This is a genomic window from Radiobacillus kanasensis (assembly GCF_021049245.1).
In the GTDB taxonomy this organism is placed as follows: domain Bacteria; phylum Bacillota; class Bacilli; order Bacillales; family Amphibacillaceae; genus Radiobacillus; species Radiobacillus kanasensis.
Genome location: NZ_CP088020.1, coordinates 1,493,824 through 1,514,543, shown reverse-complemented (window position 1 = coordinate 1,514,543; position 20,720 = coordinate 1,493,824). Strand labels below are relative to the sequence as shown.

General features: G+C 38.0%; 17 protein-coding genes and 1 riboswitch. Of the genes, 6 read left to right on the top strand and 11 right to left on the bottom strand.

Features of this window, described 5'->3' with window-relative positions:
• Positions 1-19 precede the first annotated feature (19 nt).
• Positions 20-1,000 carry a zinc-binding dehydrogenase gene (locus KO561_RS07915; RefSeq protein ID WP_231096569.1) on the bottom strand — a complete coding sequence of 327 codons (981 nt, stop codon included), beginning with the start codon at positions 998-1,000 and terminating at the stop codon, positions 20-22.
• Between the two features lie 217 nt (positions 1,001-1,217).
• Here KO561_RS07915 and KO561_RS07910 point away from each other — a divergent pair, with 217 nt between their 5' ends.
• Positions 1,218-1,979, top strand: coding sequence for a class I SAM-dependent methyltransferase (locus tag KO561_RS07910; protein WP_231096568.1), 762 nt, complete (start codon positions 1,218-1,220; stop codon positions 1,977-1,979).
• A 39-nt stretch (positions 1,980-2,018) separates the two neighbouring features.
• Here KO561_RS07910 and KO561_RS07905 read toward each other — a convergent pair whose 3' ends face one another.
• From KO561_RS07905 to KO561_RS07890, 4 genes are all read right to left on the bottom strand, one after another.
• On the bottom strand, positions 2,019-3,446 hold the full coding sequence (locus KO561_RS07905; RefSeq protein WP_231097073.1) for a hypothetical protein: 1,428 nt from the start codon (positions 3,444-3,446) through the stop codon (positions 2,019-2,021).
• Between the two features lie 1,091 nt (positions 3,447-4,537).
• Positions 4,538-5,404, bottom strand: a complete 867-nt coding sequence (locus KO561_RS07900; RefSeq protein WP_231096567.1) for a DUF1028 domain-containing protein — start codon at positions 5,402-5,404, stop codon at positions 4,538-4,540.
• Positions 5,405-5,682: 278 nt separating this feature from the next.
• On the bottom strand, positions 5,683-7,590 hold the full coding sequence (locus KO561_RS07895; protein WP_231096566.1) for an ATP-dependent helicase: 1,908 nt from the start codon (positions 7,588-7,590) through the stop codon (positions 5,683-5,685).
• A complete protein-coding gene (locus KO561_RS07890) occupies positions 7,587-9,416 on the bottom strand; it encodes an ATP-dependent nuclease (protein WP_231096565.1) in 1,830 nt (609 codons plus the stop codon). Before KO561_RS07890 ends, KO561_RS07895 begins: the two co-directional genes overlap by 4 nt.
• 261 nt (positions 9,417-9,677) lie before the next feature.
• Between KO561_RS07890 and KO561_RS07885 the strand changes: the two genes are divergently transcribed.
• On the top strand, positions 9,678-10,070 hold the full coding sequence (locus tag KO561_RS07885) for a hypothetical protein (RefSeq protein ID WP_231096564.1): 393 nt from the start codon (positions 9,678-9,680) through the stop codon (positions 10,068-10,070).
• Positions 10,071-10,182: 112 nt separating this feature from the next.
• Here KO561_RS07885 and thiT read toward each other — a convergent pair whose 3' ends face one another.
• The 4 genes from thiT to KO561_RS07865 all read right to left on the bottom strand — a co-directional run bounded on the left by thiT (position 10,183) and on the right by KO561_RS07865 (position 14,185).
• Complete coding sequence (gene thiT / locus KO561_RS07880) at positions 10,183-10,770, bottom strand: energy-coupled thiamine transporter ThiT (RefSeq protein ID WP_231096563.1); 588 nt, start codon at positions 10,768-10,770, stop codon at positions 10,183-10,185.
• A gap of 90 nt (positions 10,771-10,860) precedes the next feature.
• Positions 10,861-10,962, bottom strand: a riboswitch (TPP riboswitch).
• Between the two features lie 96 nt (positions 10,963-11,058).
• Positions 11,059-12,855, bottom strand: a complete 1,797-nt coding sequence (locus KO561_RS07875) for a M3 family oligoendopeptidase (RefSeq protein WP_231096562.1) — start codon at positions 12,853-12,855, stop codon at positions 11,059-11,061.
• Positions 12,856-13,061: 206 nt separating this feature from the next.
• The gene (locus KO561_RS07870; protein ID WP_231096561.1) at positions 13,062-13,934 is read right to left on the bottom strand and encodes an N-acetylmuramoyl-L-alanine amidase family protein; all 873 of its coding nucleotides are present in this window, start codon (positions 13,932-13,934) and stop codon (positions 13,062-13,064) included.
• A complete protein-coding gene (locus tag KO561_RS07865; protein ID WP_231096560.1) occupies positions 13,886-14,185 on the bottom strand; it encodes a phage holin in 300 nt (99 codons plus the stop codon). The genes KO561_RS07870 and KO561_RS07865 overlap by 49 nt, the downstream gene beginning before the upstream one ends.
• A 188-nt stretch (positions 14,186-14,373) precedes the next feature.
• Between KO561_RS07865 and KO561_RS20440 the strand changes: the two genes are divergently transcribed.
• Together KO561_RS20440 and KO561_RS07860 are read left to right on the top strand one after the other, a co-directional pair.
• Positions 14,374-14,496 (top strand): hypothetical protein, encoded by a 123-nt coding sequence (locus KO561_RS20440; protein WP_269140704.1) that lies wholly within the window; start codon positions 14,374-14,376, stop codon positions 14,494-14,496.
• 75 nt (positions 14,497-14,571) lie between these two features.
• A complete protein-coding gene (locus KO561_RS07860) occupies positions 14,572-15,900 on the top strand; it encodes a TrkH family potassium uptake protein (RefSeq protein WP_231096559.1) in 1,329 nt (442 codons plus the stop codon).
• 35 nt (positions 15,901-15,935) lie between these two features.
• Here the strand turns inward: KO561_RS07860 and KO561_RS07855 are convergent, their stop codons facing one another.
• Positions 15,936-16,796: a manganese catalase gene (locus KO561_RS07855; protein WP_231096558.1), complete on the bottom strand. Its 861-nt coding sequence runs from the start codon at positions 16,794-16,796 to the stop codon at positions 15,936-15,938.
• 140 nt (positions 16,797-16,936) lie between these two features.
• On the bottom strand, positions 16,937-17,398 hold the full coding sequence (locus KO561_RS07850; RefSeq protein ID WP_231096557.1) for a DUF6884 domain-containing protein: 462 nt from the start codon (positions 17,396-17,398) through the stop codon (positions 16,937-16,939).
• A gap of 492 nt (positions 17,399-17,890) precedes the next feature.
• On the opposite strand from KO561_RS07850, the gene ilvE reads away from it, so the two are divergent.
• The gene (gene ilvE / locus KO561_RS07845) at positions 17,891-18,802 is read left to right on the top strand and encodes a branched-chain-amino-acid transaminase (protein WP_231096556.1); all 912 of its coding nucleotides are present in this window, start codon (positions 17,891-17,893) and stop codon (positions 18,800-18,802) included.
• Between the two features lie 13 nt (positions 18,803-18,815).
• Entirely contained in the window at positions 18,816-20,483 is a 1,668-nt protein-coding gene (gene ilvD / locus KO561_RS07840; protein ID WP_231096555.1) for a dihydroxy-acid dehydratase, read from the top strand.
• The last annotated feature ends 237 nt before the right edge of the window (positions 20,484-20,720 follow it).

Here is a 20,720-nt window from a genome sequence, read left to right as displayed (position 1 = left end):
GACCAAAGGTTTTTCCCTATTAGGATATTCGTAAACCGATCTTTCCAAACTGACTAGCGTCAGATAAATAAGCGAACGCTTTGTCTGTCTCATCTAATGTAAACACTTGGCTGACGACCGGATGTATTTGATGTGTTTCAGTAAAGGCTAGCATTTCGGAGAGTTCTTTGTGGCTCCCCATCGTTGTTCCAAAGAGTTGGTATTGTCCATAGAAGAAATTCCGAATATTTATCGTCACTTCATCTTCTGTCGTTGCGCCGAAAGTTACGATCCTTCCACCTTTTTTCAATACGTCTAAAGATCGATTAAAAGTCGCTTTTCCAACACTTTCAACCACTACATCAATCGTTTGCCCTTTTAGTTCCTCATTCCAATTACCATTCGTATCTAAGGTTATATCCGCTCCGAGATTACGTGCTTTTTCTAATTTCACTTTACTTCTAGATGTAACAATGACTTTTGCACCAATTGCCTTTGCGAATTGAATCATTAAAGTCACCACACCACTACCTGCACCTGGAATAAATACGGTGTCTCCCTCTTTCAACTGTGCTTTCGTAAACAATGCCCTATAGCCAGTCAATCCTGCTAATGATAAAACACCAGCTTCCTCCCACGTTAAATGCCCTGGCTTTGGTAATACGCCATCTTCTTTACACACATAATACTCAGCAAAAGTCCCATGATCGGGCATCCCCACAATTTCGAAGCCTACAGGTGGTGCGTCACTTTTTTCTTTCCAACCAACACCAGGATTAATCAAAACCTCATCGCCAACTGTTACACTAGTAACGTTCTTTCCGACATCCGTGACTACTCCAGCTCCATCTGACCCTAATACTAGAGGTTCAGGTTGATCTCCTCTTCTCTTCGGAATGTTCAAATCACGATGGTTTAGTCCTGCTACTTTCAGCATTACTTTCACATCATGATCTCCTACAGTAGGTTCGTTTATATCCTTCACAGCAAGTTCAGTACCCTGGTGAACATACGCCCTCATAGAAACTCCCCCTCTTATCTTTTGTTGTTAATCGTACCATATTTGCAAAGCTGGACCATAGTTAAACGGACTTCTCCTTTCTTATGTTACACTAGTAAAAACAGATCCAATGAGGAGGAAACTATTTGTTTCATAATCCATATGAACCATAACAACGCTCACGAGCTCCTCCATAGAACCTTTGACGTGACTAATCAAAGAAATGGAGGAATGTAAAATGATAAAATCCATACCTTTTTCCTTTTATGTAGAGGAATTTAATCAGCCTTTTTCCGGTTGGGACTTTTCTTATATTTCAGAGACAGGTCGAGTACAGACGGAGTTACTGCCCTGGTCTTATGGAAGTATTGTACTCCCTTATATGCAACAAGCCACTTCCATGTTAGATATGGGAACTGGTGGGGGCGAATTATTATCGTCTTTGCGTCCTTTTCCAGCTCAAATCTATGCAACAGAAGGTTACGAACCGAATGTTCCCATTGCAAAGAATCGACTCGAGCCATTAGGAGTAAAAGTATATGCCATTCAAGACGATGACACCCTTCCCTTTGAGTCTAACTTATTTGACTTTATAACGAATAAACACGAATCCTACTCCGTACCTGAACTAAAGCGTATCCTTCGACCAAAAGGTATCTTTGTTACTCAACAGGTCGGAGGTCTGGATTGTAATGACATCAATACGTGTTTAGGCGCTCCAATCAATCCAGAATATAGCCATTGGAACTTAGACTATGCTATCAATGAACTAGAGAATGCAGGTTTTGAAATTGTTCATAAGAGTGAGTACTTTCCTAAACAACGATTTTATGACATCGGCGCACTGTTGTATTACTTAAAAGCTATTCCTTGGCAAATCCCTGGTTTCAAAATAAAGGATTATGAGGAGAAGCTATCTCGTGTTCATGATCAAATTCAGCAGGATGGATATTTAGATATCCAACAACATCGCTTTATGTTAATTGCAATAGCCAAATAAAACTAGAGCCTTGAGATGAGGCTCTAGTTTTTTACTTTTCTAAAATAGGACAAGTGCTAATCCTGTTGACGCGAGAAGACCGAGCATAACCGGAATAAAGTTCTTTCGGACAAGCTCCATGACAGGAATGTTACAAAAGCCTGCAATTGCGATTAGCGAAGACCATGCTACAATAGTACCTCCACCAGTCCAAATGGTTCCCATTTGTCCTATAGCTGCTAGTGTAGACGGAGCGATATCGCTTGTTGATAAGGCCGAGGCTAATGCGCCTGTTAAAGGTAAGCCAGAAAAACCAGAACCGTCAAGTCCTGTTATAATTCCAACTAAAAGAATACTAAACGCTGCCAGGTATTCGTTTTGTGGCAAGTATTCCTGACTCGCCTTCACTAAATCGAACAAGAAGGCTGGTTTCTCCCCCTCTGCCAAAGAAAGAATACTCCCAGAAAAGTCCGAGCTTCCCAGAAAGAAGAAACCGGCTATCGGAATAACAGGTCCCATTGCCTTAAAGGCAAATACGAAACCGTCCGTAATGTGATCAGATATATAATCCAAAGCACGGTGTTTCCCAAAAGCAATCGTTGAGAGAAGCAATAACACAACGGCTACCCCTCCAATAAAGGCGGCACCGTCTCCCCCTTCAAACCCACTCATCCTTCCAGAATTTAACTTAGTGGAAATCATAAAAATCATGACCACTAGCATCGATAACGGAACTAAAATGGCAAACACCTTGCTCCATAAAGATAGATGTTGGGCAGGGCTGCTTTTATCATTTGAATCGGAAAGCCCTTGTAATCCTTCTATCTCCTTTTCAATTTGTGGATCAAGCTTAGATCTTATATGTTTTCGATTTACGAAGTAAACGAGCAGAATCGCAACTCCTCCTGTTATAAGGGAAAGGATTAATGCTTTATCAATCATAGCAGCCGTTTCAATTCCTGCTGCTTTAGCAGATAATCCTGGTGCGACTTGCATAATATAGTCTGATGATAACGCCATTCCTTGACCAGCTAGAGCAATTGCCATTCCCGCTACTAAAACTGGTAAACCAGCCCGAACTGCAGCTGGAACTAACAATGCGCAAATGAGCGGAACAGCTGGAGTCGGCCAGAAGAACAAGGAGATAACATAAGTCACAACAATTAATACGAAATAAGCAACATGACCATTGATCATCACCTTTTGAATCGGTTCAATCATCCTTTTATCTGCCCCTAAGTCTCGCAGTGAATGTAATAACGCAACCATAAATGTAATGATTAAAAAGATACTAAAAAGCTCTTTAGCTGCAACTAAGTTAGCATTAAAAATAGCTGTGAACCCTTCAATCAAACTTCCCTGATATACCCAAGCTACGATAAACGTACCTAATAAGGTTGGCAAAACGACACCTTTTCGAAAGGCCATCGTTAAGATGATTACTAAGGTAAAGATTCCATATAGAAAATGCGATAACGTTAAGTCCACCACATTGCATCCTCCTTCACATTGACCGTGAAAATGCGTCAATCATGATATAGAATATGCGTGGTAGAGATGAAAAGTGTTTCTATAAGTTAAGAGACTAGGACAAACGATTACAGGATATGATGCTTAGAATAAATTTATCAACGGTTGGATATTCATTCATATTTGATAGAAAATGCGACGTAACGAAATAGTAAAAGTTACTACAAAACCATAGGTTAAGTGACTGCTCGGTGTGTGTACGATGCTGATTTCCGTTGCGGGTAATCGCCTTCCGCGGGCACGGTCTCAGCCAGGCTACTACATAGAATAATCATCCTTGCTGCCTTGCACCGAGGAAGCTTACTTCTAAGCGTTACTAGAAGACGCAGGTGCATCTTTCGGGGTCTTCAACTCGTGCTGTTCCCACAGGACAAGGAAATCTTCTTAGAATAGACATCGCACGAAGAAAATTGGGCTTTATTTTCGAGGAGTCGATTCCCTCCACTCCAATCAACATGCCGTAAGTAGCTGACAAATAAAGTTCCGAGGTATAAAGTAACTTTTAATAATATTATAAGTAAGTGAAATCTTATTAAGATAGCTTTTCATAGTTATCAGACTTATAATTTTTGAATAGGGTTTCCAATTATTTAGAGGATTAATTAGCTGCTTCCGGCTATAAAGTTTACCAAATTAGAAAGTTTAGCGTAGGCAGAATACGGAGACTCCTCGAAAATAAAAATCCATTTTCTTCGTGCGATGTAATGCTGCCGAAGCCTTCCTTGTCCTACGGGAACAGCACGAGGTGAAAGCCCCGCAGGACAAGGAAAGCTCCTATAAATACACATCGCACGCAGAAAAAGCGGATTTCTTTTTCAAGGAAGTGGGTTTCTTCTGAGGAGACTGAGGCCGTGCCCGTGGAAAGCGGAGTGTTCTGCCGAAGCGCCGGCATATAACTTCACCACTTATGTCGCAGTTTATGGAAAATTAGCACCAATATCCTAAAAAGCATCAAAAAAGAAAAATCCAAACTGATTCGAAGTCTAACTTTCGAACCATGATTCGGATTTTAATCTGACCAAAACATTTTGTCCCAGCCTCGTTCTCTACTATTTTGATTCGATAAACTGTAGTACTTCTAAATCAAGCTTACCTTGTTCTAATTCTCTTTCTTCAAAATTCTCCGTATGTAGGAACCTTGTAAACACGTCAAAAAGTTCAGTATCCTCTACATCCATACTGTTTAAATAGCCCCACTTCACTAGTCCCTGAACAAGTCGCTCACGAACCTCACCTTCGACGGATTGAATGTTTTCTTCTTTCGTTTCTCCGAAATAGAGCTGTTGAAGGTTGTAAAGACGAATCAATTCTTTAATCGGCTCTGGGTGGTCATCTACACGTAAATCAATAAACACATCATTTAGCCCACCATATCCACCTTTTTCTTTCACGATATAAATGGCAGAAGATTGTTTTCCTCTACTGTCTCCACCGGCATTTTGTGCAGCAGACAGTCCAGATAAAAGTCTTTCAGCTAAGCTTCCCTTCGTCTTTTGAAAGGCTTCGGCCATGTCCGTTACGGTTTCTTTGTTAACTAAAATATTTCCTTGCGCTGCAAAGTTTTCACCGGAAACGCCTCCCGCCCAGTCATAGCAGTTAGACCCAGTAAACGTGGCAGCATTTCCTTTCGCATCTACCATTCCTACTTGTCTTTCTTCCTTATCCTTGTCTGTACTTGTTAGGATTTCAATCGCCTCAGCTGGCGTTTTTCCTTCCTCCATAAGCTTTAAACCATCAGGTCCGTATGCTGGATTCGCAAAAGCTTGTGTAGCTACAGCACCAACACCAGCTTTAGCCCAAGGTACCACAGATCCAACTCCGATAAATTTTGACTGAACAGCTACTCCCAATTCTCCTGTTTCCGGGTCAAATCCAACAATGGAATAGGTTGCTACGATCTCTTTTTTCTTTTTCATCTATGTTCCCTCCAATGATTAATCCTGTTCGTCTTCCCTATCTGAACACTTAAAGCAAATAATTTTGTCATTCTCATGAATTCCATTAAAAAAGCCATTCTCACAATAGACGTCTTGCTGACAAACGCTACACGTTCCAACTACCTCTCTCACGGAATCACCTCACCCTGAAAATATACTTAGAGTTGACAGCGTATAGGACCTTTTTTCTCTCCAGCATACAGTTATGTTTGTTAACTTTCATTTATTAAATTTAAAAATACATAATTAATTTATTTCTAATCCAGTAAACCAATCTCCTGCAAAAATTGTGAAGGCTTTTGTTGGATATATCCAAATCTTGTCTTCTTATTTAATGTATAACTTAGATACAATTTTTTCTTTGTCCTCGTAATAGCTACAAAAAAGTTTCTTCGTTCTTCTTCAAGGGCTCGTTGATTCTCTATGGATCGAAAATCAGGAAAAATCCCTTGATTTACAGAAACTATGAAAACATGATCAAATTCCAATCCTTTTGCAGCATGACCAGTTAACAGCGTGACACCACTCTGAATTTGGTTCCCCTTAGGAGATAAGGCTAAATAACTCAAAAAATCTCCAATACTTCTTTCATCGGTGTCTCTGTCTTTTTTGTAACGTCTTATTATCGTTTGGAGTTGCTTAAAGTCATCAAATATTGTACTATTTACCTCATCATCTGTATCCTCATTAAGATTCAAGTCTGTTAATTCTTCAAATAATCTTTCAATACCATCAAGAAAGTAAGCTTTCTTATTTAACAACTCAAGTAAATATCTTACTAGTGTTTCATTCTCTTCTTGTACATAATTTAAGAACTGCCGAAAAAGAGTTTGGTCATTTAACGACAGAATTTCATTTATGTCTTTCCCAAAGTAGTCGCATAGCAAATTTATATGCACCTTGTCATCCTCATTAAATACGGCCTGTAACAACGCTATAACAATTTTTGCTTCCCTTGATAAAAACCTTTCACTAGTACTTGGATAGTTATAAGGAATGCCTTTTTCCTTCATATCCATTTCCATTTGCTTTAGAACAAAGCGGTTTCGAGCTATAATACAAGTGTTATTATATTCATTTAATTGTTTTATTTTAACTGTTACATCTTCACTTTCGTCTTCTGGAAACTTGTATTCATTTAATTCTACGACAGATTCACTTGTTGATTTATTTGCCTTAAGGTCCCTCTTAATAGCAAGTCGATTTACATTAAGTTTGATAAGTCGATTTGCCATATTCAAAACTGGTTCAGGACAACGGTAGTTTTCAAACATCTGGATAGTCTTTGCTTCATATATCTTTACAAACTCAAGTAAATATTCAAACTTAGCATCATTCCATTCATATATCAACTGATCTTCATCAGCAACTATAAAAATATTACGATAGTCACTCCCGCAAAATGATCTAACCAATTCGAATTGTGCCTTGTTTGTGTCTTGCGCCTCATCAATAAGTAGATGTTTGAATATACGACGATATTGTTTTGATATGAATGGCTTTTCCTTGAATAAACGATATGTCAAATAGAGTAAATCACCATAATCAATTGCATTACTTACTCGAAGTTTTTCATTATACAGCTTATAAATTAATTTGAATGATGGATCAAATTTCCTGCTATTAATTGGTATATCTTCCGGACCTTTTAATTGATTTTTCAGTTTAGAAATTGCATTTAATAATTTGGGAGCACTATTCCGCAAAGTGCTACTTTCTGAATAACTCGAAAGAAGTTTACAAGTTGTTGGGTTATTTTGCATAATTTCCTCATTGACAGCATCGATTAAAATTTCCACGTAATCATTCGTTTCGGAAGATTGGTCATAAATTGTAAATTCGTTATTTAATCCAATATAACTGCCATACTTTCTTAAGACGTCAAAACAAAACCCGTGAAAGGTACTGATTAGCAAACGATTAACTTCATCTCCAGCTAATTGCTCCACACGTTCCTTCATCTCATTTGCTGCCTTTGTAGTAAAAGTTAAGGCTAAGATTTTAAATTTCTCTCCTGTTGAATCTGACAAGATCCTAGCTATACGTCTAGTCAATATTGTAGTTTTTCCAGAACCCGGTCCTGCTATAATTAATAGCGGACCACTTTCATCAAAAACAGCTTCCCTCTGTTGATTATTTAAATTTCCAGTGATAGTTTCCATCATGCTTCACCTCCAATATTTAAACGGTCCTTTATTCGTCTAAATAGTTCGTTTATTTCGGAAGGTAATTCTAATTCATTGTTTAATAAATACTCTGCTAAATACTCCCCAAATAATGGTTTACCTCTACTATCAATAAACTTATTAATCAGTTCTTCCTCTGGCATTGATTGATAATCATTATTTTGACTCTTATATTTTTCAAGTGCTTTTTCACCACATTTTTGGTTAATAATTTCTTTATATACATCTATCCCAAATGTTCTTATAGAATACGCCTCGAAATCCATACCACTCGGTAAAAACAAAACATTCTTTTCTAAATGATCCTCGCTATATCCATTATTTAATACGGTGCTTTTAACTGCTTCTTGTGTATCGTCTTCACCATCTGAAAAAATTAACCAAGGTAAGTTAAATGCCTCAGGTTTTACTATTTTTAAAAATTCACCATATTTTTTCCCCTCACACGAAATTACTGATACACTTAATCGACCTAAAGAAATACCAACATACTTTTCTGCTATCATTTCAAAAAATATCTTTTCACTATCTCCTTCACACATTAAAAATAAAGAGGAAAATAATAACTCTGTATTTTTAAATTGGATTTGCCTTTTTAGGTCATGTAATTCCGTTTTTTGTAGGTATGCATTTGCCTCATAAGCCTTAGCAGGTAATCCAAACTTTAGTCGATTTTTATATTTTGGTATTTTATTAATTTTAGTTTCGCCATCTATCACTCGAAATAAAAGAAAATCATTAATACTAGCTTGATCGACAATATAAGGGGAGTGGGTACTTATTATTTTTTGTCCCCTTATTTTAGTTATTTGATCGAAAATAGCTCTCTGAGAATGCGGGTATACGTGTGCTTCTGGCTCTTCAATCCCTACAATCGGTGTTACTTCTTCGTTCTCAATTATCCGCGGTAATAAAATATCTAAATATGCATTAAATATCGTAAAGATAGCAATGTTTTGAGTTCCCATACCATGTTTTTCAATTGGTAATGAGATATTGGAGTCGGCTGTCTTTAAATAAAAAGTCAGCCCATCAAGAAGTTCCCAAGACCTTGTTGAAACAGCCTTCAGTGAAATATTGTCTGGCTCCTCACTAATTTTTATGCTTTGCTCTATTTCCTTCAACCGTTGTACTACTTCTGCCAATTTATCTTCACCTTGGAATAATAGATTTTCTAATTTTTGGATTAGTTCAGTGATTTCGGCTTCTTTGGAAGAATAATCAATGGATTTTTTTATTTTTCCCCAAAAAGATCCAGAATGTCTTAACTCACTCTTTATATTTCTTAATGTTTCTAAATAAAAAAATGGAAAATAGGATAAATGAATTGCCTTCCTAACTGCTGTATCTTTACCTGAAATTTCTTCATTATTTTGATTAAGGAAAATTCTTGTCTCTAGAAATTTATTTTTTTCTTTTGAATATTCACATGTATATTTCAACCTAATAAACTTGATAGGCTCTTCTCCGTCCTTAACTGCATCCTCGTCATATTGAATGATCCCTTCAAAGTCAGTTTCAATTTCCTCGGAGTAACGTTCACTTTCATTAAATCCTTCACGGAATTCCAAGATTACTTCTATAGACTCTGTATTTTTCGGATCAAAGGTTCTACTATCCGCAACAAAGAAATCATCTTCATTGGGTGTTTTTGATATATTCCACCCAATAGCATAATTAATTGCCTCGAAAAATGATGTCTTTCCTGCGTTGTTAGGTCCGATTAGAATATTCATTTCATTTAGTTTCACTGACACATTCTTTAAACTACGAAAATTGTGAATCTCGACAGAAGAAATATACATAGTCTAGCCCCCCACTATTTTTGCTTATTCATTTATTATATCAATATTTTTGCTAGCCTAATAGTTTTTAAGAGCGGGATTTTTCTATTATTTATCCTTATTTATCCCTAATTTGATGTTCATTTCTCCCCTCAAACCATTAACCTAAAATATTAGGATGTTAAAAAATATTTTTGGAGCTAGGTTTTGTTTATCAATGTATAAATATTCAATATATGCCCCATAATGGATTCAAAATAACTTAACAAAGGTGGAATAAATGTGCATCGATTATCTATAGTTCCGTTTCATAATGTATTAGAGGTTTATAAGAGTTCACATCACACTAATGATATGGATGCCTTAAAGCATCTTGAAAAAGCTTATGAAAAGGGTATGGAGGAGGTAATCAGAGAAATTGCAATTACTGCTCTTCTAAAGTATGAGGAGGAAAACATCTCTTATCCAACAAAAGAAAAGGCAAATAAGGAAGCAATTTATACATTCAATCATGCAGTTAACCTATGTAGTAACAATGAACTAAAGAATGCATTGTTTGAGATTGATTCCGCGTACAACCACTGTGCAGCAATTGAATCTGAAACACATTTTATCGAAGGGTTTATTTTAGGTTACAAATATATTAAAAGTTTAAATGAATCTTACTATATATAGTTAACGACTTTTCTAAGAAATAACCATCCTATTCATCAGTCATGGCGACGGTTATTAACTATGTGTAATACGGAAAGAAGCCCGGGCAATAAAGCCCGAGCTTTTCCTTTTTCTAATTGATTGCTGCTGTTTTTAATACTAGTAAACGAGGCTGCTTATAGAATAAAAAGCCAATCACGATAGCATTTAAGATAAAGCATGGAAGTAGATAAGAAATGTTATACAAGAAGGAATATAGATAAATACCCATTCCATCGACTGCGGATTCAAAGAATGCAACCCCTGCGAAATAGTGAGCGAAAAATCGCAGTGTACATCCTAACAGAATTCCTGCACTAACATTCCAGATAAATTGGATTTTGTTTCGTTCTTTTAAGCTTTGTTGTACCCTACCAGCAAATAAGCCAGCAAATCCTAGTACAGTAAAAGCTACACCATAATCAAGAATTCCTTGAATCGGTGTTAGAATATAAGCCTGACCGAAAGCTACTTGATACAATCCAAATAATACTCCAGATAGTAATCCACCTTTTAGTCCCCAACGATAGGCAACGATAAATACTGGAATCATCGCCAAGGAAACCGATCCACCTTGTGCCCAGAATTTAATGGATAAGAACGGTATGATATCCAACACATAGGCAAAAGCAGATAAAATAGCCACTTCCACTAAAAATAATACTCTCTTACTTGAATTCATTTAAATTCCTCCCCTGTTTTTTGGCAACAAAAAAAGCAATGCCAAGGGGAAGCTTCCTGATGGAGGACCCGCTCACATTGCATACTACGCCATCAAAAAAGCCACCATCCCTACGCTAGAATTAACTAACAGGTTCAAAGGGTCTGAACGATATGTTCACTCTCAGCCACTACGGCTCCCCCTGAAGGCTTTATTTCTTATGCTTTTTTTGCTAATCGTATTATACAAAACCTGTTTCCATATTTCAACAGCCCCTTACAGAAAAAAAGAGCCAAACGGCTCTTTTTGTTATAACCTACTTTCGGTAAGCTTAAGAAATTCTTCTACGTCTGCAATGCAAAGCTGAATCCCTTTTTCCCAGAAATCCAAAGACCCTAAATCTACTTTAAGATGTTTTGTGGCTAGGTCTTCTACCCTCATCCTTCCGGTATCCTTTAAGATCGCTTTATAGAACTCTTCAAATTCCGCTTTGTGTTCTTGGGCATGTGCATAAATCCCTAGGCTAAATAAGTAACCAAACGTGTATGGGAAATTATAAAATGGAACATCCGTAATATGGAAGTGAAGCTTTGAAGCCCAGAAAATTGGGTTATATCGGTCTAATTCTCCACAATAGGCTTCTTCTTGCGCTTCCTTCATTAAAGCATGGAGGCGATTAGTTGGTACCATGCCTTTTTTACGTTCTTCATAAAATCTTGTTTCAAATAAGAATCTAGCATGAATGTTCATAAAAAATGCGACACTCCGCTGAATTTTATCTTCCAAAAGCGCGATTTTCTCTTCATCATTTTTTGCTTGTTTCACAGCAGCATCCGCTAAAATCATCTCTGCTAATGTCGATGCAGTCTCCGCTACATTCATCGCATAATCCTGATTTAACAACTCCATGTCGTCCATAACATGCTGATGGTAGGCATGTCCCAGTTCATGGGCTAAGGTTGATACATTCGATGCTGTACCAGAGTATGTCATGAAAATTCTCGTTTCTTTACTATCTGGGAAACCTGTACAAAATCCTCCTGGACGCTTGCCAGCACGGTCTTCCGCTTCAATCCAACGATGATCAAAAGCATACTTAGCAAAAGAAGCCATTTCCGAACTAAATTCTCCAAACTCTTTCTCAATCATTTCGGCAGCTTGATCATAACTAATCGTTTCCGTTGATTTCGCCACAGGGGCATCTAAATCATACCAACTCATTTTCTCAATCCCTAAAAGTTCTGCCTTACGTTTTAAGTAAGAGACAAATGGCGTCTTATTATTAGATATAGCTTCCCACATTGATGTTAAGGTAGTTTCATTCATTCGATTATATTCGAGTGCCTCTTTCAAAACCTGTTCCCAACCACGATGCTTATAAGTTTGGAGACGGAATCCTGCCAAATGGTTGATGGTATCCGTGAATAGGTCGGCGTCTTTCAACCAAGCATCTTCCAATTTATTAAATACATTTTCACGAACCGAACGATCTGGATTACCTAGTTTATTTTCCGCTTGTCCTACTGATAAAGATTGGGACTGTCCAGCTATCTCCACATCAATCGAGATTTTCCCAACGATTGTATCGTACATTTCACCCCAAGCATGGTAACCGTCTACAGCTAAATCGTTTAAAAGAACTTCCTGTTGAAGTGGGAGCTTATCCATTGCTTTCTCTCTTCGTTCCTGCAACACAAACTGCAAGGAGGAAAGCCCTTCATCTTGTAATAGCTCTTTCCATGCTTGCTCTGGAATAGCCTTGATTTGTTCGTCTAGTTTAGACATAATCGTGGAGTACTTAGCAGCTAAATCATTCCGTTTTCCCACTAAAAGTTTGGCGTGATTGTCCGATACATCTTGTGCAGTCAAACAGCCAACAAAAGAGGATATTTCTCCTAATCGTTTCGTAACAGATTCAATCGACCTTAGAATTTTCTTGAAAGTATGTACATTTCCAAAAGATTCAATTGTCTCTTTACTAGTAAGCATTTTTTCTAATTCTTTAATTTCTATTTCTAACGTTTCTATGTAGGTTTTTAATTGTTCAGATGTACTCCCACCAGGGAAAATACGATCTAAATCCCATTTCAAATTATTGGTTGACACGTAACCACCTCTTCTTTTCCTTATCTAATTTCTCCGTCACTTCCATCATACTCCAGCAACATGGTGCCCGGCAAACCAAAAAAGAAGAAGACGCTTAAAGCGCCCCCTTCTACCATTCTATAATCTGCACTTGTTGAGTGGTTACTGTTATAAAAGGTTATGATGCCTTTCCTCATAATGGAGGCATCTAATTCTCCCTTATTTTGTTATTTATCAAGTTCTTCCTCTAAGTCTTTAACAACGGCTCCTGTTTCAGGGTGCGCGCAAATTTGAACAGTACCAAAACTGGATGTTGAAATCGTGTAAACGTGTGGGTGAGCACTGCCTAGAATTTTGTACTCAAGCCCATTAAATTTTTTAGGGTGAATAACCCCCAGCTCTTGCCCTTCCTTAGGCTCAATTCCAAGTGGATATACTTTCCAGAAAGGAGCATGTGCAGGTAAATGAAGAACATAGCCAGTTAGGTCCTCCTCTTTTTTCTCGACCGGTTCAAAATCATCTTGCTTGTTCTCTTCTATTTTCGGATTAAAATATTGGAATCCTTCATATCGACAAAAACCACGAACTACAGCTTCTGCGTATTTTTTCCAACTTCCGTTTAACTTTGTGACATCTTGACCAGAGTCAGCAAATCCATATTTGATAATCGTTGTTTGAACATTCTCTGTTTCTCGATTCATATAATGAAGATCCTGTTTCGGATTATCTGGTAATGATTTAGAAAATACTTCGTTAATTTTTTGTCCTTCTTTCCGTAGTTCATCTGCAATGGCTTGACTCAATTTATCCTCACAATAAATGGAATAAATGATATTCACTCCACCTTCTTTACCAGAATTAATATGATTGGATATACAATATTTCGCCCCGCTCTCTCTAATCATTCTTGCTCTTTCTTCTTTAGAGATTGTTTCATCGGTTGTACGGGTCATGGCAACTGGAATTTCCAACTCTTTAAATCGTTTATATTGATAATGAGAGATTTGAAGATTTATTGCCTTTTCGGTCCATTTAGAGTTAGATCCCGTCCCTATTTCTTGCCCGCCATGACCGGCATCAAGGATAAGGAGAGGTTCCATCTCTTGAACTTCTTTTTGAATCTTAATAGTCCATTCTGATTTAGAATTTTTTTTAGTAATTTTCCAGTTTTGGTTAAATAATTGGTTTTGAACCAGACGATAAAAGAAGAAATCACCGTGAAAATTGTCGCTATGATTTGCTCTACCATAGGGTTCCCTACAGGAATGGTAGAATGTCCAAGAAATACTAAGACTTGGTTTGTTACTGCAACAAATAGCAATAATGAACGGATTAAAGTATCTTTGTCCAATTTTCACACCTCCTAATTGAACAATTTGTTTGGAATCAGTACGGTGTCGTCATCTTGGATACACTATTGCGACATACTATATCATTTTCAAATTGCACTGATTTTGACATGGACAAACATGGATTTTTAACGAAAAAAGGGGAACGACCTGATATTTTATAAGAAAAAAGTCTAGGAGGAATATCTTTGTGAAAACTATTGCCCCACTAAAAAGAAAAGAAGTTATTTGGAAAAGCAATTGGACGTATGAAGAACCATATTCCATCTATCCTAATGATGGAAACATAGCCAATGAAATGATTACTTCATAGAGTGAAAAAAACACTAGCATTCTTAGTTTAGAGGTATATAATAGGTTCATAAAATCTTCCTGAAGGGGAAATAATATGCCACATATACGAGGTTTTTTAGTAAATATTTCACCTACTAGAATTCTTGCTTTTAGCTTTCTTGTCGTTATTTTGTTGGGAACAATTCTATTAAAATTACCGTTTGCAACGACCGGATCAATTTCTTGGATAGATGCTTTGTTCACAGCGGTTTCCTCCACAACCGTTACTGGATTAATTGTGGTAGATACCGCAACACAGTTTACCATGTTTGGTCAAATTGTAATTATGATCATGATTCAAATTGGCGGAATCGGTTTAATGACTTTTGCTGTTTTCATTCTGCTTATCATAGGTAAAAAGATATCTTTGAGACAAAGAATTATTATGACAGAGGCATTTAACCAAACCAATACAGGTGGAATTGTCCAGCTTGTCAAATTATTAATGAAGTTTGTACTAACCGTTGAATGTATCGCGTTTCTCATCCTTTCTTTTCGATGGGTACCGGAATACGGATGGAAGCACGGGATATTTAACAGTCTCTTTCATACCGTTTCAGCCTTTAATAACGCCGGATTTTCTACCTGGACTAATAATCTAATAGATTACGTAGCCGATCCGGTTGTCAATATAGTGCTAAGCTTTCTGTTTATCGTAGGTGGGCTTGGATTTACCGTGATCGCGGATTTAATTCGAAGTAAACATTGGCGTTCCTTTATGCTTCACACTAAAATGATGATAATCGGTACTATCGTGTTAAACATTGCCGCTACGATAATTTTGTTTTTACTAGAGTATAATAATCCGAATACAATTGGAACATTAGATGAAACAGGAAAATGGTTTGCTTCCTTCTTTCAAGCGGTAAGTCCTAGAACAGCTGGGTTCAATACAATCAATACCGGTGAAATGGAAGATGCATCCCTTGTTTTCACCATGTCTTTAATGTTTATTGGGGCTGGTAGTGCTTCAACGGGAAGCGGGATTAAGCTTACGACTGCTATGGTCGTACTATTAGCAACTATCAACTTCCTTCGTTCTAAATCGGAACCGGTTCTTTACGGAAGAAGAATTCAAACGGAAATCATAATTCGATCCTTAGCCATTATTATGATAAGCATTACTGTTCTTTTTATTTTTATTTTCTTGTTAACCATTACAGAAGAAGCACCATTTCTAGCTGTCGCATTTGAAGCTTTTTCTGCTTTCGGAACCGTGGGATTATCAACTGGCCTAACATTTGATTTAAGTACACTAGGAAAAATATTAATTATGATACTGATGTTTATCGGCCGTATTGGGCCATTAACCTTTGCTTTCATGCTAGCAAAACCTCACGATACACATGTTCGCTATCCAACGGACCAAGTGTTTACTGGTTAAACGAAAAGGCTGCTCGTGTGAGCAGCCTTTTGCCATTATTTCAAGTCTGGATCTGGACGACCTTTTACGTTTAATAAATCCAACGGGGTGTCGTGAACCCAAAGTGGTGCAGGACTCAAGACTGGTTTTCCCCCGTGTGGCTGAGGATGTTCCACATAATTAAATACCCCGTGTCCATCTGGTGCAGGACCATAAGCCCATCTTCCTTTTGCACTATCGTTACCAGCAGAATAGTTAAACAACGTATAGGATACTTCTTGTTTTTCTAATTCGTGTGGGAACGTAACAGGAACTACGATTCCACCTTGCTCTTCTTCTAGTTCATGGATAGCAGCAATCCATTGATTTTGATGCATCGTATCCCTTGCTATAAGCCAGGATAGCATATCTTTTACGCCACGATCATCTGTTTCTTCATACAGGCGCACTACTTGCAATCTTCCTTGAGATTCAGCGTTTAGGTTAGCTCTAAAATCCGCTAATAGGTTACCACTAGCAATGATGTAATCTGCCGTCCATCTGTTTCCAATACTATCGGATGGCATCGCAGCTAATCCAGATACAATCGCATGCTGTGGATTCGTTCCACCCAAAATAGCTGCAACAACTGGATTATCCACTGCTTGGTCAAGATCTACTTCAGGTGCATTATCCAATAATCTTGCAATCATCGTTGCTAGCATTTCGATATGGGCAAGTTCCTCCGCACCTGTATCCATAAGAAGGTCTTTATATTTCCCTTCTCCGCGCGTACCCCAACCTTGGAATAAGTATTGCATCGCTACGGAGATCTCTCCAAATTGCCCTCCTAAGACCTCTTGTAGCTTTCTTGCATACACTGGATCTGGCCGTTCAGGAACTGCTCTATATTGTAATTCTTTCACATGATAAAACATAAACCGTCTCCTCCCTTTATTCTTGTAGGATTTTCGCCCACAATAATGGTGTATTCAAAAAAGGGAGTTTGGTTCATAATTAAGTACATTTTTTAACAAAATTGTCACAAAAAAGCCTTCTCTTCTTTCAAGAAAGCTAATCATTCATGAATTGGCATACCCGATTCTATAGATTCTTTTAATTTCTTCTGCATATAACCGATGCCTGGACAATCTTGTAACGGATATTGAACAGGATGTTCCGGAAAACAAGTATGGACGATTGGGCGATATTTCTTTCCTGTTAAAAGCACTAACTCAGCGTATTTATCTAACCCTTTATCCTTCACTTGCTCTTGTAGACGTTCCATAGAGATAATAGCCTTTCCTTTATGATTAAAGGAAAGATCATAAGGACCAACTACCCAATCATCCGGATATAAAAATCCGTGCTTTGCGGACAATACGACCCAATCCAATTGAAAATGATCTGCATACTGTTCGCATAAACGATGAAACGTACCAATGTAAGCCTCTTTTGCAACGGTTGGTCCAGCATCTAAATGCTTGTCCCAAATCTTTTTATTTCCACAAGGTATAATACAAAGTTTTGTAGATTTCATTACTAAACTCTTCCTTCATCTAAATAATACTCATCGTACCATTTTATTCAGAGTGATTCGACTTTCTAAAACCGTACACCTCATATGGACAATTGTAAACTTATAACTTTTGGAAGCATTCTAGCCTTTTCAAAATGATTTATTTTTTCCTATATAGAGAGAAATTTAGGCTCCATTTTTTCTATTTGAAGCAAACCTTTATTTTTTAATAGTGTAAGCGCTTACTAGTTGTCTGATTTATCACAACTATCTGAAAATTTTCACTAAACCTGTTGACCTTCATGAAAAATGGATGTATGATTGTCGTCAATTAAAATAATTATTAATCAAAATTACTGAAAGAACTGATTAACATTATATGTGTTTTCCATGAAGAGGCGATAGTTTATTGTAAGATAATCTAACGCACTTTTTGCCCAAACTAGGTTAACAGTTTGTGAGTTTTTTTATTGATTAATGATTGAAAATTCAAACAGAGAGGAGTGGTTGAGCATGGATAATCAATGGATATTTTTAGGTGACACATTCGTAAAGAAGGAAGACGCTGTTGTCTCTGTATATGATCATGGTTTCTTATACGGCGATGGTGTATTTGAAGGAATTCGGGTATACAGCGGAAACATTTTTAAGCTTCACGAACATCTTAAGCGCTTATACGAATCAGCTCAATCCATTATGTTAAAAGTCCCATACACCAAGGAGGAAATGGAACGAATTATTGTAGACACTATTAGACGAAACCAACTAGAAAATGCTTACATTCGTGTCGTCATTTCCCGTGGGCCTGGAAACTTAGGACTTGATCCAAGACATTGCTCTCAACCGCGTGTCATTGTAATCGCGGAAGCACTCGCTCTTTATCCGAAGGAATTATATGAAAAAGGAATACGAGTTGGTTCGGTTGCAAGTAGACGAAACCGTCCAGACGTATTAAGTCCACAAGTAAAATCACTAAATTATTTAAACAATATACTAGTGAAATTAGAAGCGAACCAAGCCGGAGTAGATGAAGCTTTGATGTTAAATGATCAAGGTTATGTAACAGAAGGTTCAGCAGATAACATTTTTATTATAAAAAATAAAACCATTTATACCCCTCCGGTATATCTCGGGGCGCTAGAAGGAATTACACGAAATGCCATCATAGAATTAGCCCGAGAGAATCAATATGAGGTTAAAGAATCTCCATTTACTCGACACGATGTATATGTTGCCGATGAAGTTTTCTTAACGGGAACCGCGGTAGAAGTTATCGCAGTCGTTGAAGTAGATGGACGTCCAGTCAACGATGGAAAGCCAGGAGCGATTACCGATCATCTATTAAAGGAATTCAGAAGAGTCGTAACAACAGATGGGGTATATTGTTATCCGTCGGAAAATCAGGACAAAGCTGTAGTTAGTTAAGGAGGTTCACACCATGCGAAGCGACATGATAAAAAAAGGGATTGATCGAGCCCCTCACCGTAGCCTATTGCATGCTACCGGGGTAAAGACTAGTGATTTGGGAAAGCCATTTATTGGGGTTTGTAACTCTTATGTTGACATTATTCCAGGTCACCGGCACTTAAATAAATTTGCAGAAGTAGTAAAGGACGCGATTCGCGAGGCTGGCGGAATACCATTTGAATTTAACACGATTGGTGTCGATGATGGAATCGCCATGGGACATATCGGAATGAGGTATTCCCTACCAAGTAGAGAAATCATTGCAGATAGTGCAGAAACAGTTATTAATGCTCACTGGTTCGATGGAGTATTTTTCATTCCAAACTGTGACAAAATCACACCAGGTATGTTAATGGCTTCCGCTAGAACCAATGTACCTTCCGTTTTTGTATCGGGAGGGCCTATGGAAGCAGGAATGTCCCCTACCGGACAGCCACTTTCACTTGTATCAATGTTTGAAGGGGTCGGTGCCGTCCATTCCGGTAACATGTCGGAATCGGAATTAACGGAGTTAGAAACTCTAGCTTGTCCAACCTGTGGGTCTTGTTCCGGAATGTTTACGGCGAACTCCATGAATTCTCTCATGGAAATGCTCGGTATGACGGTTCCTGGTAATGGTACTATTCTAGCAACATCAGATGAACGACATGAGTTAATCTATCAAGCGGCAAAACACCTTATTAACTTGGTAGAAAAGGATATAAAACCTAGAGATATTATTACAAAAGACACGATTGACGATGCATTCGCCTTAGATATGGCTATGGGTGGTTCGACAAACACAGTCTTGCATACAATCGCGATTGCCCATGAAGCTGGCGTTGACTATGACCTAAAACGCGTCAATGAAATTGCAGAAAGGGTCCCTTATCTATCAAAGATAAGTCCAGCATCTGACTACTCTATGCATGACGTCCATTTAGCTGGTGGGGTTAGTGCCATCATCAAAGAGTTATGTAAAATTGATGGGCTCATTCATAAAGATCGGATTACGGTTACTGGAAAATCAATCTATGAAAATGTGAAAGATGCAGAAATCATAAATTCTAATGTAATAAGAACACTTGATAACCCGTACAGCCCTGTTGGTGGTTTATCCATACTTCATGGAAATCTAGCACCAGATGGAAGTGTCATTAAAGTAGGTGCTGTCGATCCATCGATTCAAACGTTTAGTGGAGAAGCAATTGTTTTTGAATCACAAGAAGAAGCACAAGCTGGAATCGACGATGGCACCGTAAACGCCGGACACGTTGTAGTCATTCGATATGAAGGTCCAAAAGGTGGACCGGGAATGCCCGAGATGCTCGCCCCTACTTCTTCTATTGCAGGAAGAGGATTAGGGAAAGACGTGGCCTTAATCACAGATGGTAGATTCTCAGGTGCAACTCGAGGTATTTCCATTGGACATATCTCACCAGAAGCTGCTGAAGGTGGACCAATTGCTTACGTGCAAAACGGCGATCAAATCGTTATTGATTTACCAAACCGTTCCATCGAGCTTCTTGTCGATGAAGATACACTTGAGCAAAGACGGGCAACATGGGAAAAACCAGAGCCGAAGATTAAATCCGGCTACCTAGCAAAGTATTCAAAACTCGTAACGTCTGCGAACACAGGTGGAGTTATGAAGATATAAAACAAACGAATGGAACTTGAAAAAGGTCCATAATGATTAAAGCGAAGACGGGAACAAAGGAATAAGATCCTGTATTCTCAGAGAGCCGGGGTTGCTGGAAGCCCGGAAATACACCTTATTCTGACATCGTCCCTGAGTGTTGAGCCGAACGGTTTATCCCAATAGGCTTAACCAGGTGCTCCTTCTCTGCACCTGTTATCAAAAGAAGCTGAGATTCAGCTTCACAAGGCAGTTTTC